The sequence below is a fragment of the Mesorhizobium sp. M0664 genome (assembly GCF_040320565.1).
Classification (GTDB): Bacteria; Pseudomonadota; Alphaproteobacteria; order Rhizobiales; family Rhizobiaceae; genus Mesorhizobium.
Window position 1 is genome coordinate 11,351 of sequence record NZ_JAMYPW010000062.1, and the last position, 16,783, is coordinate 28,133.

Below are 16,783 nucleotides of genomic sequence, written 5' to 3' on the forward strand. Positions count from 1 at the left end.
TTCAGAGCTTCTCCCGGGTTCGCGGATCGAGGAATGCGTTGACAAGATCCGAGAGTGTCGTAGCGGTAACAATAAGGAACGTTGTGACGAGCACAATGCCCATCACAATCGGATAGTTGCGCGCGTTGACCGCGTTCACGATCAGCGCGCCGATACCAGGCCTTGCGAAGACCACTTCGATAAAGACGGCCGACGAAAGGAGCCACGCTATGCCCACGCCGAGTATGGTCACGGTCGGCAGGATCGCCAGCGGAAGCGCGTAGCGCGTAACGATGCGCCATTCCGAGATTCCGAAAGAGCGGGCCATGCGCACGTGGTTTTCACCCAAGATTTCGAGCATGGATGCGCGTACCAGTCGGGAGATGTAGCCTACCCAACCGATTCCCATGGCGAATCCCGGGAGAATGAGATGCATAAGTCTGTCCCCAAAGCGATCGCCAGCGCCGATTGCGGGAAACCACCCTAGGGCGACAGCGAAGATCAGCAGTGCATAGACTGCCATAACAAACGGAGGAATAGCGATCGTAGCGACTGCAAGGACCCCGACAACCTGATCGACTGTGGAGTGACGCCGCACTGCCGAGTAACAGCCGAGTGGTACGGCAATTGCCAAGGCCCACAGGATCGATACTGAGATCAGCTCAAGCGTATAAGGCAATTGCTCAAAGACTATTTGCCCAACAGGTCTTTGGCTGATCACGTCATAGCCGAGGTCACCATGAAGTAGCCGGCCAAAGAACTTAAAAAGCTGCAGGAAAAGCGGCTCATCCAGCCCCATTTGCTGGTGGAGTTGCGCCTTCAACTCAGGCGTGGCGCGGGGGCCAAGCAAAGCCACGGCCGGATCGCCGGGCACGGCACGAATCATCAGGAACAGAAGCACCACCGCGGTGGCGATTATGGCGGCCGCGGGGCCCCATGGGTTTAGGAAATAGAACCAAAAGCGACAAGGGCGGCTTGAAATCGAGATACAACGGCGCTCCATCTGGGCGGGTGGCTGCGTCCACGATTTGGGTATTGCGGGACATGATCGGCATCGCCCCGTTGGTCAAGAATCGGTAAGCCCCTGACTCTTCCATCAGATCCTGTGCCTCATAGTAAAGCTTCGCCCGTGCGACCGGATCTTCGATGGTGATCGCCTTCGCGACAACCTCATCAAAACGCTCGCTACGGAAGCGCTCCCAGTTCCAAACGCCTACCTGATCTTGCGTGAACGATTCCACCTGGTAATGAGGATCGGGCAGGCCGATATAGTGGTTGAGGATGAGTTGCACTTCCTTCCAGCGCTCGCCCTCCGACTCCATGCCGATCGTCCAGAATGTGCTGTCATCCAGGGCATTCACCTCGACGGTAATGCCGATGTGCGACAATTGTGCCTGCACCATCTGGGCTATGTTTGTCGTGAGGCTGTCATTTGAGCAGTCGAGAGTCAGACGCAAGTCGCTCACGCCAGCTTTCTCCAGGAATTCCTTGGCCTTCATGAGATCGCCCTCTGGCGGGACGATCGCCTTCGCGCGGTGTCCGACGATCGCCGGAGCAATCGTGCCGGTGGCCACATTGACTTGACCCGAATAAGCAGCATCCAGAATCTGCGGCACATTGATCGCCCATTGAATGGCCTTGCGGACATTGATGTCCTTCAGCTTCGGGTTATCGATGTTCAGACCCAGCCAAGTGTAACCGATCGAGGGCTTCTCCTCGACCTTGGTGTCAGCAGGTGGAGTGCTCTTAAACCTAGCAAGAGAATCCAAACTGATACTGGTGAAATCAACATCCCCCGCCTGATAAGCGCGCTCCGCTGCCTTGTCGTCGGAGATCGGCAGGAGGCGAATTTCATCAAAGCCGGGCTTCGGGCCCGACCAGTCCGGGTTGCGTGTCAAAAGTGTATATTGATCGGGTTTCCAGTCGGCGAGCACATACGGACCAGAGAACGCCGGCGGTTTCATGCCGAAGTCACCGCCCCTAGGGATTAGCCTCACTACCGCGTCCTCGGAAAGGATATGGCCGCCACCATAGGGAAGCGCAAGGAGCCAAGCCGGCACGTATGGGTTTTTGAATACGATCACGCCAGTATAGTCGTTCTCCAACTCGACATGATCGAACGAACCCCAATCAAGCTTCGCCGATCCATCGAGCTTCATCACGCGCTCGAAGGAGAATTTGACGTCCTTGGCGGTCATCTCGCCGTAGCCACCTGTAAACTTAATGCCTTTCTTCAGGCGGAAGCGGATATGCGTCGGATCGACCTGTTCGATCTTTTCTGCCGCTTCCAGATCCCAGCCCCATTCGGAGCCCGGCTTGTAGCGGGTGAGCTTCGAATAAATGCAGTTCATCACGTCCACGTCGCCCTGTGACGAGTAGAAAGCAGGATCGAGCTTGCGCAAGAAATTAGAGCGCCCCTCGAGCACCTTGCCTTCGGCTGCCCAGATGGCTTGCGAAAGCGGCATGCCGGCAGCGACAATGCCGCCGCCGAGCGTTGCGCCCGCTTTAAGAAAAGCCCGGCGACTCACACCGCCTGTGATAGCATCCATATCAATCTCCCATTTTTTGAGCGACTTCGAGTTTCGTTTGCTTCTGAACGCGCAATTGGAACAATATTCCAGATAGGATGCTGCGTCAAACTGTTCCTGGCGGTCTTAGATTAGGGGCCGAACGGTAAGCGGCTGCGCGGCTTGGCTCCGTACGGCCACTGGCGCACGCTGACCTTCCTCGGCGCGCTGCGTTGCGATGGGCTCGCGGCACCTTGCGTCTTCGACGGGCCAATCAACGGCCAATGCTTCCGCGCCTTGTCGAGCAACAATTCATCATCGTGTTGAAGCCCGGCGACATCGTCGTCATGGACATGTGTGGACGCCCCCGTTGGTGCAAGAACAGAGCGCGTAGCGTGGTCGGGTGCTGACATGTGTCCGGCCTCTGTTGCGGCTGTCACATGCCGCGGGCCCGTATGGGACTTCGCGGATCGGGTCCAATTCAACCTAGCGCGCTCAAGGCGCGCATCCATGATCTGGTTTTCCCGATCCCATCTCGTTGACCGTTGCGCCATACTCTCCGTTCGACCTTCTCACACCATGGCAGCCCGCTCGAGGAGCGGACTATCCTGCTATGGCCGGCGTTCGATAGGTTCCGCCTTTGGCCATTAATGCCCACACGATGCGCGCCGTCTTGTTGGCCAAGGCGACGATGACCAGCATGGGTGGCTTGCGCTCAAGCATCCGCGAAAGCCACGGGTCCCCGGTCGCGCCCTTCCGCATGGCCCAGCGCACAGCGGCGCTGGCCCCAATGATCAGCAGCCGTCGCAGGGTTCGCTCGCCCATGCGGGATGTCTCGCCGAGCTTTTGCTTGCTGCCCGAAGAACGTTGCAGCGGCGTTAGTCCGAGCCATGCCGCGAAGCCCCGGCCTCTCTTGAAGGTCTGAGCGGACGGGGCCAACGCGGCAAGCGCCGTCGCGGTGATCGGTCCTATACCGGGAATCGTCATCAGGCGCTTGGCTTCCGCATCCTCTCTGGCGCGCCGGCCAATCTCTCGGTCGAGCTCGGCCACTCTCGCATCCAACGACCGCAACTGCTCAAGGAGGAAAGACAGGATCGGGCGGGCGGCTTCGGGCACAGTGGGGTCCATCTGCTCGATCGCCGTAACAAGTTTAGTGACGTGGAAGAGGCCTGCGCAGCCACAAGTCCAAATTCCGCAAGATGGCCGCGTATTGCCTTGATCGTCTGAGTGCGCTGGCGAACCACAAGATCGCGGACGCTGAACACAATGGCCGCGGCCTGTTGCTCTTCGTTCTTCACCGCCACGGCAGCCATCATTGGGCGCGGGAGATCGCGAAGCTGGGTCATGGCGTCCGGCTGATCGCTCCGGGCTGCGTCAAGCCTTTCGTCGAGCGGCAAAAGAATGATGCAGCCGACGCGGAAGCGATCTGCGAAGCGGCCCAGAGGCCGACCATGCGGTTCGGCACACGCCTCCATCGCCACCGTGCAAGCCGGCTGCTCAGCTAGGAACCGAAGCACCTGATCACGGCGCAACTTTTTGCGGAACAGGGTGGCTCCCGACGCATCCGAGCCGTGCGCCTGAACACGTTCTTCGCCAGGTCCAATCCGATTGTGTTAACTTCCAACATGGACGCCTCCGTTCAAGTGATGATCAACGACACCACTTTGGCACAGCGATGCCGTGAGGGGGCGTCCACCCAATCTCGGAAGTCATAAGTCGGCGGCCATCAGGCAGATGATCAAGGCTGCCGGCGCCAGGCTTTGGTACCTGCCGCCATACTCCCCGGTCCTCAATCCGATCGAGCAGGCGCTTCGCCAAGATCAAACATTTGCGCCAAGCTCAGAAGCGTACCGTCGAGGACACTTGGCGCCACATCGGTCACCTCGTCACAACCATCGAACCCGGCGAATGCGAGAACTACTTCGCAACAGGCGGATACGCTTCTGTCAAAACGTGAAAGACTCTAGGCGTCGGTCGCCGGTCGGCACCCGGCCAGGCGGCGACGGTTCGTGTACAGTGATCTGTTTTGAACACCGGTCCAATATACGTTTCACTGGAAAGCAGGCCCGTTCCGAACTACAACGTCGCCACGCAACGAATGGACTTTTAGCACCTTGGATGGAGAAATATGAAAATTGCGCTGGGGCCGAGACCCGTTATACCGCTTGCCGAGGGGACACGTCTGGCTGCAAAATCTGGTTGCCGAAGGATGCGGCGTCCGATCCGGTTCCGGCGATTATCGACTACATTCCCTACCGCAAGCGTGATGGAACGGTTCAGAAGGACGAACTTATATACCCTTATTTGCATCGCGCGGGGACGCAAGCATCCGTCTAGACATCCGCGGTACGGGGGATTCCGAGTGCTTTTACCAAGATGAATACGTCAAGCAAGAGCAGGACGATGCGGTTGAGGCCATCGAATGGATCGCGCGACAGCCCTGGTGCAGCGGTAATGTGGGGAGATCGGCATCTCGTGGGGTGGGTTCAGCGCATTGCAAGTTGCCGCGCGCCGGCCCAACGGCCTGAAGGCGATCATTACCCACTGCTCCACTGACGATCGCTACGCCCATGACGTGCACTACATGGGCGGATGCCTTATCAACGATACATTGGTTTGGGGTACAGAGTGTTTCCTGCTCATGGCTCAGTCGCCCGATCCCGAAATTGTCGGCGAGGATCGCTGGCGCACGATGTGGATGGAGCGACTGGAAAATGCCCGACCGACAATGATTGATTGGCTCTCTCATCAGTGTCTGGATGATTTCTGGAGGTATGGTTCGGTCTGCGAAGATTACGGTGCAATCGACTGCGCGGTTTTCGCGGTCGGTGGATGGGCAGATCGCTATTCGACCCCAGTATTCCGGCTTCTTTCTGCGTATTTCGGAAATTCGCGGACTGGAGTGCACCCCCAGATTGAGACAAGGAAAATCACGGACAGTTTTCGGGAGCGGATTTAGCGGTCGGTTCTTGGCTGCGCCGTTCTGGCAGTTTGGCCTCTCACGAGGGGCCATGCCGAGACGGAAGCAAGCGAGACGAACGAGCGTGAGGGATATCCAAGCGATCTTGCGCCTGACCCATGAGCAGGGTCTTTCGGTGGGTGAGGTGTCGGAACGGCTCAAGATCTGTAAGACGACAGTATCGACCTATTTGCTGCGGGCGCGGGAGGCCGGGCTGTCATGCTGGCCGCTGCCGCCGGGCCATGACGACGCGACGCTTGAGCCGCTACTGTTCGGCCGTGCCGGTCGTCCGCCGCAAGATCTGGAGCGAACCGGACTTTGCGCTGATCGCCCGGGAGTTGAAGCGCAAGGGGGTGACGCTGACGTTGTTGTGGCAGGAATACCGCGCGGCGCACCCGGATGGTTATGGCTACACCTGTTATGTTGCGGCCAAACTTATGTTGCGGTTGTTGGAGGCGAGCCAGAGATGGCGGCGGTTTCCCTGGCCCGGCTCGCAACATAAAGGGCGACGGTTGGAGTCTACAAGGCTTTCAGGAATGCCATCAATGACGGCAGAGAACGTTGACGAGGTGACTCCCTCAAGCCGCTGATATCGACCTTGGCCAACGCCTTGGCCTTTATTTCGAGGTCGACCTCCGCATAGATGTGTGTGGTGTCCAACGACACGTGGCCGAGCCAGGCACGGATCGTGTTGATATCGACGCCTGCACGCAGGAGGTGGACGGCTGTCGTGTGCCGAATCGTATGCGGGCTGACGCGCTTCGTGGCCAAGGTCGGCACAGTTTGCTCGCCGCGGCGGCATATTGCGTCACGACGCGGTGTATTCCGAACCGTGTCAAAGGCTCCTTCGTCCGCCCCAGAAAGACTGCATCGCTCTTATCCCGATCGGTCACGAGGCGGGTCAATGAGGTTGCCGTCGTTGGCCACAATGGGCAGATCCGGCCTTGTTCCCTTGCCATGAAGGCGCACTGACGGAGACGCGCCCAGTTGAAGATTGCCAACCGTCAATTTTGCTGCCTCATCGGCGCGAGCACCGCTGTTGTACAGGAATAGCAGCAGGGCATGGTCGCGCACCCCAAGACCCGTACGCCTGTCGGGAGAGGAGCGCATCCATCTCGGGCTTTTCGAGATATCCGATCGCGGTCTTTGCCGTCTTCTTGAATGGTATTGCCCTTATCTCGGGACACCAGGCCAGTTGGACCGGCGAACGCATGCCGATGAAGCGTGCCAGTGAATGAATGGTCGCAAGCCGTTGGTTGCGGGTTGCTTCGCTGCATCGGCGATCACGTTCCAGATGTTCCAGGAACTTGCGGACAATTGCCGGCGTCAGCTCTTCCACTGTCATACGATCGACGGCGCAGCCTCCCTTTTTGCTGGCAAACGGCAGCAGCAGTTTAAGCGTGTCGCGGTAGCTGGCTTGGGTGTTGCGGGAAAGATTGCGCTCGGCGACCGATGTTCCAACAGGAACCGGCGGATCCACGGACCAAGGGGGCTCTCATCCTACATGGTCGGCCCCCATCGCGTATTGCGCAAAGCGCTGACTGGCCGCATCGAGGAGATCCGGCGTCATGTGCAAATAGCGCTGTTGAACGTATATCGATGTGGCCAAGAAAGGTTGCGAGTTGCGGGAGCAACCGTTGCACGTCTTGACCGGAGCGATACCAGGCAATCACCCGGTGCACGGCGGCCGTGTGACGAATATCGTGCAGCCGTGGCGGCCGGGTCTCGCCGACAGGGCAACCGGAACTCGATCGCTTCCGTTGTCCGCGACTTAGCGAAACGCTTGTCCGCGATTTACTGAAACGGCTGTCCCAATTTAGTGAAATCCGCAGGCGAATCGGTAAAGGCCACTCAAGACCTGTATGCAGCATCCAGGTGGCACTGAGCGGGCCACTGCCTGGAGAAACAAGGCTACCGCCTCGGGGGTAATCTCGTTGATATCGCGATTGTCCATCACTCGGCAGAACCGACCCAGCAGAACCTCGGCGGACTCGAAACGCATGCCCAATGACCGCTGCTTGGCCAGGTATTTGTCGATGACATCGGCCAGCATCATTGGAGCTCTCCCAGGTCGAATGCACCGACTTCACGAAGGGCTGCCAAGTTCACCTTGGCGTAGATACTGGTTGTCGCCGCGCTGCGGTGTCCCAAATGGTCCCGATCTCCTTCATCGACAGACCTTCGGCAAGAAGCCGAGAGGCGCAAGCATGGCGCAACGCATGGCCACCGCGGTGAGCAGCGTCGATCCCAAGCGCGACAAATCTGCGGTTCGCGACATCATAGATACTCCCCGCCTTCAGCGGCCGACGGGGCGCTTGCATGCAGAGGAATACTTCCGGGCACGATGATGGCGGCCGCACCGTGTCGATGTAGCGGGCGAGCGCCTCAGCCGCAGAGGGTACCAGCGGGTAAATCTGCGGCTGGCGGCGCTTCAGGCGGAAAAGCTGTAGAGTTCCGCCGGCCCAGTCGATCTGATCGAGGCGCAATGCCGCCACTTCGCCGCTGCGCATCCCATAGACCGCAAGCAGCAGCAGGATCGCACGATCACGGATGTCCCGAGGCTTGTCGGTCTCCGCATCGGCCAATATGCGCTGCACGTCCGACCAATCCGGGGCGTACGGCAGCCTCTCTTGCTGATAGAGCCGAGGACGGCTAACCGACGCCGCGACGCGCTCAATGCACATGCCCCGCTCTGCCGCGCAGCGCAGAAATCCCCGCAGAGCCGACGCTATGTTGGCGACCGACACGCGGGACCATAGTCGCGCCTGGGTGACGAGATAAGCATCGACGTCTTCGGGCTGAAGACTCCTCAGTTGCCGGTCCGTCTCCTCGCACCAGCGAAGGAACTTGCCGATAACACGGGTCCATTGCTCGACCGTCGTTGGTGTGAAGCCGCGCTCATCGCGCATCCATCTCACATACTCTTCGAGGTGGCTCCGGTATCGGAACACAACGGTCGGCTCATGCCACTAGCCCAGAAATCGAAGCCGAGGTCGCCCGATGTAGACGACTCTTTGCGCCGCAGCGGCGGACCCGAGGGCTTGCTGCTTCTCGAACGCAATCCGTTGAAGGGCCTCAACGGCGCATCATCCATAAAAGCCCGCCGCGTTTGACCCTGAGCGAAGCGGCGGTCGCCCCGCATTCCGCACAGTGTCGAAGGTAACGGTTCCGCTCTTCGGCAAATGGCGCGTCATCATGGTAGCGTGCGGCCGAGTGGCCGGCATCAGTCGTCTGATTCATAGCAAACCTCCATTGGGAAAGGCTTGCTACCCAGCCATCGAATTATGTTGCGTCAAGAACGACCCGACGACCCAAACATCCCCGGAAGAAAGCTGCCTACGCAACATAATTTTGGCCGCAACATAACAGGTGTAGTGTTGTGCACAACACTTTAGCCGTTTTTGTGACCGGTTCGGCGCTTTCCAGCGCCGGTCGAGCGCAACGTTCCGCAACCGCCACGAGGCGGGCGCGGTGATGCAGACCGACTATGCGGGCCACACCGTGCCGGTTGTCGATCCCGATACTGGCGTCATCTTCCAGGCTCAGATCTTCGTTGCAGTGCTGGGCGCCTCGTCCTTCACCTTCGCCCATGCCAGCTTCAGCCAAAAACTGCCGGACTGGATCGAGGGCCAGTGCCGGGCACTCACCTTCTTCGGCGGGGTAACTAAGGCGATCGTCTGCGACAATCTGTGGATGTGCGGCTCACCCACCGGGTGGTCGAGCTCTTCCATGAATCACAAGCGCGTCGGCCGCCATGGCCGGTCATTACGACACGACGATCCTGCCGCGACCCGCAGCCGCTAGCCGCGCGACAAGGGTGGTCCTGGCCCGGCTGCGCAACCGGCGTCGCCAGCCATGTCCGCCGCTCGCAGCGCTGCGGCGCCAAAATGGCCGGCAATCTCACACAGAGTCTCCACAGCCGATTCCTGTGCGAGATCGCATCGGAAGAACCGGCCCGTTCGACCAGAACCAGATAGCTCTGCTTCCACCGCCGCTCCTCTTTGGTGATCCCGCCTAACCAGCGCCACCAAAGCGCCTTCCTGCGCCGGTCGGTGGACGATTCCCGCCCAATGCCAGAATTGCCGCCAGTGACTAATGCCACCTTGCCGCTAAATCGCATCATGAAACTCCCCTCGACTATTGAACCGGAACACTTGCATTTAGAGTGCCCGCAGCCGAACTATTGCTGTCTCCCCGTAGATTGACCTAATGCAAAAAACTCACGTACAGGCCGGCTGGCCCGATGCGGATCGTCGGGATCGCGACCTCTTCGGTGATCCGGCGGGCTAGCGGCTCGAGCACTTTTTCGAGCACGAGAAAACGTCTCGGTCATGAGGGCCTAATTTAGGGGTATCGCGAACTCCGCCCGCGAATATATCGATCGACATGCCGTTCAGAACGGGAACAGTGCAGAAGCTGTCGCGGATATCTTGAATGTACTAACCACCTGAAGAGCCAGGGCGCGTCGGCCAGACATCCGCCGGTTCGGCCGGGGCATCGCATCTCAGGTCGACCACGTTGCCTGTTTCCCAAGATCTGATCGCCGCTTCCATAAGTGCGAGGCTTCTTAGGTTGTCGCTCGCATAGGGGAAGAACCATGGCCGGCGCTTCCCGGCGATCGCTGCCGCAAAAGCCTCAAGGACCGCCGCCCGACCAAACAGTTGATCCCGTGTGAGCGCCTCGATGTGCACCTCTCCCGTACCCTTAACGATTCTCAGATGATCACCATCGAGCGTCAGGTCGCGATCACCGCGGCACGCCCAGATCACGTCGCCGTGCTGGCATTGCACGTGCCATTCGCCCGAGAAGGTCGTCTCGGCCCGCGCTTCCCACGATCCTGTCCAGGTGACCGTGACGCCACCTTCGAAAACCACGATTGCCGAGGCCGTTCCGGGATCCTGGAATGGGCTCCACGACGGCTGCGGCGCGGTACAAAAGACAGAGACGGGCTCGCGATCAAGCACCATGCGCATAAGATCGAAATGATGAATCGCGAGATCGGCGATGAGGGGATGGCGCAGTTCGCGGAACCAGCGCGCCCTCGCCTCGCTGGGAAAGGTCAGCATGCGGCGAAATGCGATCGAGATGGCGGCAACCTCGCCGAGTTCTCGTCCGCGCACGATGTCAGCCGCGCGCTGCGCCGCGGGAAAAAAACGGAAGTTCTGATTTACCATCAATATGAGGTTCTGAGCCTCGGCCATCCGCACGAGATCGCGACCATCATCGACTGTAGCTACGAATGGCTTTTCGACTAGTACATGGCAGCCGAGCGCGAGAGCGCGCGATACAAGCTCGACGTGAGCCTCCGTCGTCGTCAAGACGAGCACGCCATCGGCTGCGGTTCGCTCCACTGCCTCTTCGAGCGAGAAAAAGAACGGCGCCACGCGTTCGCCAAGCCGCGCGCGCGCGGCATCCACCCGCTCTGCGCTTCGCGCTACATAGCCTACAATTTCGACATCTTTAACCTGGGGCACGATGCCGGTCGCCCAGTTCATGCCCCAATCACCGAGACCAACCTGCACGAGACGAGCCATTATTCTTCCTCTTGCAGCTCTCGACTGCGCCACGCCTCATCGAAATTCGTCCGTCTCTCGCCGGAGGACCCCAGGGCTGCGCCGTCGGAAAAAACCGTATTCCAGCTAGGACGCTATTTCGTTTAAAGTAGACTGTCAATGCAACATTGGTGTCCGGCGGTCGTTGTCGGCGATCCGGACGATCGGGGCTGCCCATCTTTGTTGATGGTCACGACCCCTTTAGAAATCTTCGTGGCGGCCAAAGCTAAATCACGCCGGAATGACGCGATGGGGACGGCATGTCTCCCAGCTAAATTAATTGATAGAAACGGAATGCTACTCTTCGACCCGTTACTTTTGACGACCTGCCACGCTACGGAGCAGTTGACCAATCAGCCAGCCTCTTTAGCCGCCGATTCTACCTCACTTGTCTGCCAAATCCGTCATCCCCACAGCTGGGCGGCGGGCGGTGCAACAGTGCCTCCCGTGTAGGTCAGGCCAGGCTCCCGGTCCCTGGCGAGCAGAAGTGGCCCATCAAGGTCGACGACCGATGCACGTTGAGCGACGAGCGTGGCCGGTGCCATGGCGAGCGAGGTGCCTAGCATGCAACCCACCATGACTTGCAGCCGAGCCGCTTCAGCGGCTTCGGCGACACGAAAAGCCTCCGTGAGGCCACCGGTCTTGTCGAGCTTGATGTTCACGGCCTGATAGAGATTGGCGATGCGCGGCAGATCGGCCGCCGTGTGGAGGCTCTCGTCGGCGCAAAGCGGTAGATCGCCGGGCAGGTTGAGGAGCGCCTCATCCTCACCCACCGGCAAAGGCTGCTCGATCAGTTCAACGCCCGCCATAAGGCACGCCCTCATGTTGTCCGCGAAGGTCTCCGGTGTCCACGCTTCATTGGCGTCGACGACCAAGCGTGCTCGGGGCGCCCCCTCGCGCACAGCCGCAATTCGCTCGGGATCACCAGGACCGGCGAGCTTCACCTTAAGGAGTGGCAGATGGGCGGCCGCTCGCGCTGCCTCGTACATCGGTTCCGGTGTGCCTACGCTTAGGGTGTAGCACGTGACCATCGGTTGCGGGTCCGGCATTCCGATGAGCTGCCAAAGGCGCCGGCCGGCCAGTTTCGCCTCGAGGTCCCAAAGCGCGCAGTCGATGGCGTTTCGAGCGGCGCCCGCGGGCATTAAGCGAAGAATTTCCTCGCGCGTTGCGCCTTGGGCGATCGCGTGCGCGGCAGCGCGAATGACCTGGACCACTACATCCACCGTTTCGCCGTAACGCGCATAGGGCACGCATTCGCCGCGCCCGGCGATTTCGTTCTCCGTCACGGTGGCAACCACGACGACGGCCTCGGTTCGGCTGCCGCGCGCAATGGTGAACGTGCCTGCAATCGGCCAACGCTCGACGGCTACAGAGAGACCACGCATTGCCTCACCGAGCTTCGGAACGGTTTGCGGGTGTCGGACCAGAAAACTCGCCCAACAGTCGGTCGACCAGTAACCCGACACCGAACCGCAACGGATCGGTGGCGGGAAGATCGTGTTGCCGCGAGAGTTCGGCGAGATAGGCGCGCGCCTCACTTTCGGTGAGCGCTTGCGTATTCACCGCGATGCCAAGGCAACGGGTCGCTTCATTCGTGAGCCGGCCGCAGCGTAGCGTCAAATCCACAACGTCCGTGATCGTCGGTAGCGGATGCTCGACGCCGCGCATTTTGTGCCGCTTCGGCTCGTGACAAACGACAAAGGCGTCCGGCTGGGCCCCATGCAGGAGCCCGAGGGAAACCCCGGCGAATGAGGGGTGAAACAACGATCCTTGCCCTTCGATGACATCCCAATGATCATCTGGAGCATCCGGCGACAGCCATTCGACCGCGCCTGAAATGAAGTCCGCCACGACTGCGTCAATGGCGATTCCCCGGCCGGAGATGAACACCCCGGTCTGACCGGTCGCGACGAAATCGGCATCGAGTCCTCGCGTCCGCATCTCTCGCTCCATTGCGAGGGCAGTGTATTTTTTGCCGACGGAGCAATCTGTCCCGACCGTGAGAAGCCGCCTCCCGGAGCGCTTCGTACCATTGCCCGTCGCGAATCGCTGATCGGTGTGGCGCACGTCGAACAACCTGCGCCCGTACTTCTCGGCCGCCGCCCTGATCTCCGGTTTCGAGTTGAGGCGTGCATGGAGTCCGCTCGCTACATCGAGTCCCACCGCTAGGGCCCTGACGATGACCCCTGTCCAATGATCTGGCAGGACGCCGCCGGCATTCGCCACACCAATGATGAACGTCCGCGCGCCGCTCCCCGCAGCGTCGGAGATCGACAGATCTGCAATGCCGAGATCGGCGCGGCAACCCGGAAGCCTCAACTGTCCCAGGCACCATTCCCGCCTCCAGTCAACGATGCCCTGCGCAGTCTTCGCGGCAAGGTGATCCGGCGCATCGCCGAGAAACAGAAGATAGGGAGGAGTGATCATTTCGTTTGCTCCGTTGAGTGTGCGGGATCGCTACGTGGATCCCGGGGACTTGACTCTCTCTATATATGGAACTATCTTCCAAATAAAGGGAAAGTTTGCCCGGCTCGGTTGCGACATTAGAGCCGCTCCGTGGCACCGAGACACCAGTCAGTCATCCGCGTTGTAATGGTGGCTAGGTGCACGCTCATATTCCGCATCGCTCGGCCGGCGTGGGCGGGCGCAGTTATAGTCCGACCTAAGCCATGCCCCGCCGAGCGGGCTGGAAGGAGAACCCTATGAAATACCCTGTAATTGGCTACCTGGACCGGTGGAGTGCGGCTGCAGGTGACATTGTGCATGTTATGGTCAGCTGTCGAGAAGTGGGACCTTTTGAGGCCGACGTTGTTCGACTGATGCACAATGATCCGCGGGTTGGAAGCCCCGACTTTCGCGAAGAGCACCTGCCCCACGAGGCAAATGGCACGTATCAGGGTCGGCCGCAGCCCGTTAGAAAAGGCTCATTTGGCATCGTTGCGGCCCGAGGGTTGCAGGCCGGCTCCGGGCTTACGATGCTTGCGACGATATGGGCGACCCGGCCCGGCCAAGGACCTCAGTGCGTCGTGCACTGTTTAAGTCAGGATGGGAAACTTTCAGCCAGGCTCGAGATCTCAGACAAGGGGAGACTTGAAATCGTACTCCAGGGCGCAGGCGATGACAGACGTCTGTCGACTCGGAGCCCCCTCGCCATTCGATGCTGGTATCGCGTCTGGGCGACGCTCGACGCAGCGACAGGAGATCTTGCTCTCGGCTTCCGCAGCCTTAGACCGACGATCGGTTTCGAAGCGGCAGAGACTGTCAGGAGTGACGGGGAAGGTTGGCAAGCCTTCGCACCTGATTCTATTGCCTTCGCTGCGGAGATCGAAGGGGCGGGAGAAGCGGCTGCGCGCCATCATTTCAACGGAAAGATTGAGCGGCCGATCCTCTTCGATCACTCCCTTTCGCAGACGCAAGTCGAGGTCGTCTTCGCAGCAGGCGACCGCCTACACCGCCCCGGCTTGATCGGCGCCTGGAACTTTTCTAGGGACATACCGACCGACCGCATCGTCGATATAGGGCCGCACCATCTGCATGGGCGCCTGGTGAACGCACCGACCCGAGCAATGACCGGCTTCAACTGGACCGCCGACGTACAAAATTGGCCGAGCGAGCCCGAACTCTACGGCGCCGTCCACTTCCACGATGATGATCTCGCCGACTGCCAGTGGGAACCGAGCCTTGCGATTGCGATTCCGGAGGATTGGCGAAGCGGCGTTTACGCCGTCCGGCTGCGTCAGCGCGGCGCCGAATACCACGTTCCGTTTATCGTTCGGCCGCAGCCTGGCAGGCCGCGCGCCGATCTGGTCGTACTCTTGCCGACCGCCACCTACCAGGTCTATGGCAATCACTCGGCCGCTCCAGTTTATGGCTATCCTGGCATGAAGCGCCCGCCCGCACCAAGCTTCGAGGAAGCAGAGAATGGGCCCGTCGAGGAAAGCGCATACGGCCGCTCAGGCTATTATCCGCACAGCGATGGAAGCGGTATTTCGATTTGCTCTCGGCTCAGACCGGTCGTCGAGTTCCGGCCAAAGTTCGCGCGCATGACAGACACGAAGGGCCTGGGCGTCGACAAATTCGCCCTCGACCTTTACCTGTTGAGCTGGCTTGAGAGTCGCGGCATTTCCTTCGATATCGTAACCGATGAGGACCTCGACCGCGAGGGCCTGCGGCTGATCAAGCCGTATCGAGTGCTGATGACAGGTAGCCATCCAGAATACGTAACAGAGCACATCTTTGATGCGGTTGAACAGTTCGTTGAGGAAGGCGGCCGTCTTATGTACATGGGCGGCGACGGCTTTGACGCGCGGGTTGCCTATCACCCCCATTTGCCAGGTCTCCTCGAGATCAGGCGAGGCGTGGCGCGCGACGGTTCGTGGGAGGCCGAACCGGGGGAAGAATGTTCCGCATTCGACGGCCGGCCGATGGGACTCTGGCGACATCTTGGGCGCCCCTCGCGTCGCCTCTTGGGCGTAGGGATGTCCGCGCAGTGCGAACTGTTCGCGGGGGTGCCCTATCGTCGCGCGCCCGATAGCTACACTCCCCGCGCTCAATTCATTTTCGAAGGAGTCGAAGAGGACATACTTGGCGACTTTGGCGTGGCGGCAGGAGCTGCAGCGGGACATGAGCTTGACCGCTCGGATGCGAGCGTTGGTACCCCCGCTCACGCGCTCGTTCTCGCGGTCGCTAGCGACCTCGGGCCCGAGTGGGTGCCGTTGCTTGACGACCTTGGCTCCTCCAAGGACTTCACGCGCGAAGCGAAGGTGAGGGGTGAAATCGTCTTCTTCGAGACGCCGGCTGGTGGTGCAATCTTCTCGGTCGGCTCGACTACCTACGTAGGAAGCCTTGTGCACAACAGTGGCCGTAACGCAATCTCGCGCATCACCGAAAACGTCCTGCTTCGCTTTCTCAATCCGACGCCCTTCTCGACCGACGTCGGCGCTAACGGCGAGAAACCTGAAGCAACGTACCCTAATGTTCACACTGAGGAATAATGATGACCACCTTTCCCGAACGCATAGCTTACTACAATGGAGAGTTCCTGCCGGAGAGCCAAATCGCCATCCCGTTCCGCGATCGCGGGTTCCGTTGGGGCGATGGCTGCTATGACATGGCGAGGACCTTCAACCATCGGCCGTTCAAGCTGAAGGAGCACGTCGACAGGTTTTACCGATCACTGCGTTATCTCCGCATCGGCCTGCCAATGTCTCCCGACGAAATGGTGGCGATCAGTGAAGAGGTGCTCGCGCGTAATCTCCATCTCCTGGAAATGCACGAAGACTACTGGATCACCCAGCGCGTCAGCCGGGGCGTCGACGCTGCCGGCGACGAGGAGCCAATCCGCCATGGACCGACAGTCATCATCGAATGCTGCCCCCTGCCCTACCGCAGCCGGGCGCATCTCTACGTTGATGGCATCGACCTCCTAATCACCTCGATGCGGCGCACGCCGCCCTCGTCCTTGAGCCCGCGTGCCAAGAGCAGCAATTATCTGAACCACACGCTGGCCGATCTCGAAGTGAAGAGCCGCAACCCGAGGGCCTGGGCTCTCTTTCTCGACCAGGCTGGCAATCTCTGTGAGGGGACGAGCAACAACATCTTTCTCGTATCCGGCGGCAAGCTCCTGACACCGCGCGAGCAGTTCGTACTTGCCGGCGTAAGCCGACAGACGGTCATCGAACTCGCAGGGGAGCTCGGTATCCCCTGTGAGGAGCGCGATATCGACCTTTACGATGCCGCCAACGCGGACGAGATCTTTCTCACGATGACGAGCATGTGCATATGCC

The 16,783-nt window shown here is 60.1% G+C and carries 12 protein-coding genes and 6 pseudogenes; 8 read left to right on the forward strand and 10 right to left on the reverse strand.

Translation table 11 applies throughout. The features are described 5' to 3' along the window. Position 1: 1 nt before the first annotated feature. Positions 2 to 865 (reverse strand): ABC transporter permease, encoded by an 864-nt coding sequence (locus tag NKI39_RS31370; RefSeq protein WP_352836732.1) that lies wholly within the window; start codon positions 863 to 865, stop codon positions 2 to 4. Next, positions 804 to 2,528, reverse strand: a complete 1,725-nt coding sequence (locus NKI39_RS31375; RefSeq protein ID WP_352836734.1) for an ABC transporter substrate-binding protein — start codon at positions 2,526 to 2,528, stop codon at positions 804 to 806. Before NKI39_RS31375 ends, NKI39_RS31370 begins: the two co-directional genes overlap by 62 nt. A gap of 114 nt (positions 2,529 to 2,642) precedes the next feature. Between NKI39_RS31375 and NKI39_RS31380 the strand changes: the two are divergent. Then, positions 2,643 to 2,848 (forward strand): annotated as a pseudogene (locus tag NKI39_RS31380) (transposase); the annotation flags it as partial. A 241-nt stretch (positions 2,849 to 3,089) separates the two neighbouring features. Here the strand turns inward: NKI39_RS31380 and NKI39_RS31385 are convergent. After that, positions 3,090 to 3,602 (reverse strand): IS110 family RNA-guided transposase, encoded by a 513-nt coding sequence (locus tag NKI39_RS31385; RefSeq protein WP_352836736.1) that lies wholly within the window; start codon positions 3,600 to 3,602, stop codon positions 3,090 to 3,092. 191 nt (positions 3,603 to 3,793) lie between these two features. On the opposite strand from NKI39_RS31385, the pseudogene NKI39_RS31390 reads away from it, so the two are divergent. The 4 pseudogenes from NKI39_RS31390 to NKI39_RS31405 all read left to right on the forward strand — a co-directional run. Next, positions 3,794 to 3,946 (forward strand): annotated as a pseudogene (locus tag NKI39_RS31390) (IS110 family transposase); the annotation flags it as partial. A 238-nt stretch (positions 3,947 to 4,184) separates the two neighbouring features. Next, positions 4,185 to 4,443: pseudogene (locus tag NKI39_RS31395) on the forward strand (transposase); the annotation flags it as partial. Between the two features lie 382 nt (positions 4,444 to 4,825). Then, a pseudogene (locus NKI39_RS31400) lies at positions 4,826 to 5,445 on the forward strand (CocE/NonD family hydrolase). Positions 5,446 to 5,497: 52 nt separating this feature from the next. Continuing rightward, a pseudogene (locus NKI39_RS31405) lies at positions 5,498 to 5,867 on the forward strand (IS21 family transposase); the annotation flags it as partial. A 97-nt stretch (positions 5,868 to 5,964) separates the two neighbouring features. Here the strand turns inward: NKI39_RS31405 and NKI39_RS31410 are convergent. The 4 genes from NKI39_RS31410 to NKI39_RS31425 all read right to left on the reverse strand — a co-directional run bounded on the left by NKI39_RS31410 (position 5,965) and on the right by NKI39_RS31425 (position 8,354). After that, the gene (locus NKI39_RS31410; RefSeq protein WP_352836738.1) at positions 5,965 to 6,225 is read right to left on the reverse strand and encodes a tyrosine-type recombinase/integrase; all 261 of its coding nucleotides are present in this window, start codon (positions 6,223 to 6,225) and stop codon (positions 5,965 to 5,967) included. Between the two features lie 238 nt (positions 6,226 to 6,463). Continuing rightward, a complete protein-coding gene (locus NKI39_RS31415; RefSeq protein WP_352836740.1) occupies positions 6,464 to 6,925 on the reverse strand; it encodes a site-specific integrase in 462 nt (153 codons plus the stop codon). Positions 6,926 to 7,261: 336 nt separating this feature from the next. Beyond that, the gene (locus NKI39_RS31420; protein WP_352836743.1) at positions 7,262 to 7,501 is read right to left on the reverse strand and encodes a hypothetical protein; all 240 of its coding nucleotides are present in this window, start codon (positions 7,499 to 7,501) and stop codon (positions 7,262 to 7,264) included. Between the two features lie 49 nt (positions 7,502 to 7,550). After that, positions 7,551 to 8,354: a tyrosine-type recombinase/integrase gene (locus NKI39_RS31425; RefSeq protein WP_352836746.1), complete on the reverse strand. Its 804-nt coding sequence runs from the start codon at positions 8,352 to 8,354 to the stop codon at positions 7,551 to 7,553. 481 nt (positions 8,355 to 8,835) lie between these two features. On the opposite strand from NKI39_RS31425, the pseudogene NKI39_RS34395 reads away from it, so the two are divergent. Continuing rightward, positions 8,836 to 9,246 (forward strand): annotated as a pseudogene (locus NKI39_RS34395) (IS21 family transposase); the annotation flags it as partial. Positions 9,247 to 9,884: 638 nt separating this feature from the next. On the opposite strand, the gene NKI39_RS31435 reads toward NKI39_RS34395, so the two are convergent. The 3 genes from NKI39_RS31435 to dgcN form a co-directional block, all read right to left on the reverse strand. Continuing rightward, positions 9,885 to 10,979 carry a Gfo/Idh/MocA family protein gene (locus NKI39_RS31435; protein ID WP_352836748.1) on the reverse strand — a complete coding sequence of 365 codons (1,095 nt, stop codon included), beginning with the start codon at positions 10,977 to 10,979 and terminating at the stop codon, positions 9,885 to 9,887. Positions 10,980 to 11,401: 422 nt separating this feature from the next. Next, positions 11,402 to 12,382: an N-acetyl-D-Glu racemase DgcA gene (gene dgcA, locus NKI39_RS31440; protein ID WP_352836751.1), complete on the reverse strand. Its 981-nt coding sequence runs from the start codon at positions 12,380 to 12,382 to the stop codon at positions 11,402 to 11,404. 4 nt (positions 12,383 to 12,386) lie between these two features. Next, on the reverse strand, positions 12,387 to 13,424 hold the full coding sequence (dgcN, locus tag NKI39_RS31445) for an N-acetyltransferase DgcN (RefSeq protein ID WP_352836752.1): 1,038 nt from the start codon (positions 13,422 to 13,424) through the stop codon (positions 12,387 to 12,389). A gap of 275 nt (positions 13,425 to 13,699) precedes the next feature. Between dgcN and NKI39_RS31450 the strand changes: the two genes are divergently transcribed. After that, entirely contained in the window at positions 13,700 to 15,991 is a 2,292-nt protein-coding gene (locus NKI39_RS31450; RefSeq protein ID WP_352836755.1) for a N,N-dimethylformamidase beta subunit family domain-containing protein, read from the forward strand. 2 nt (positions 15,992 to 15,993) lie between these two features. Next, positions 15,994 to 16,783 (forward strand): aminotransferase class IV (locus tag NKI39_RS31455; protein WP_352836758.1); only part of this gene is annotated, 790 nt, incomplete at its 3' end.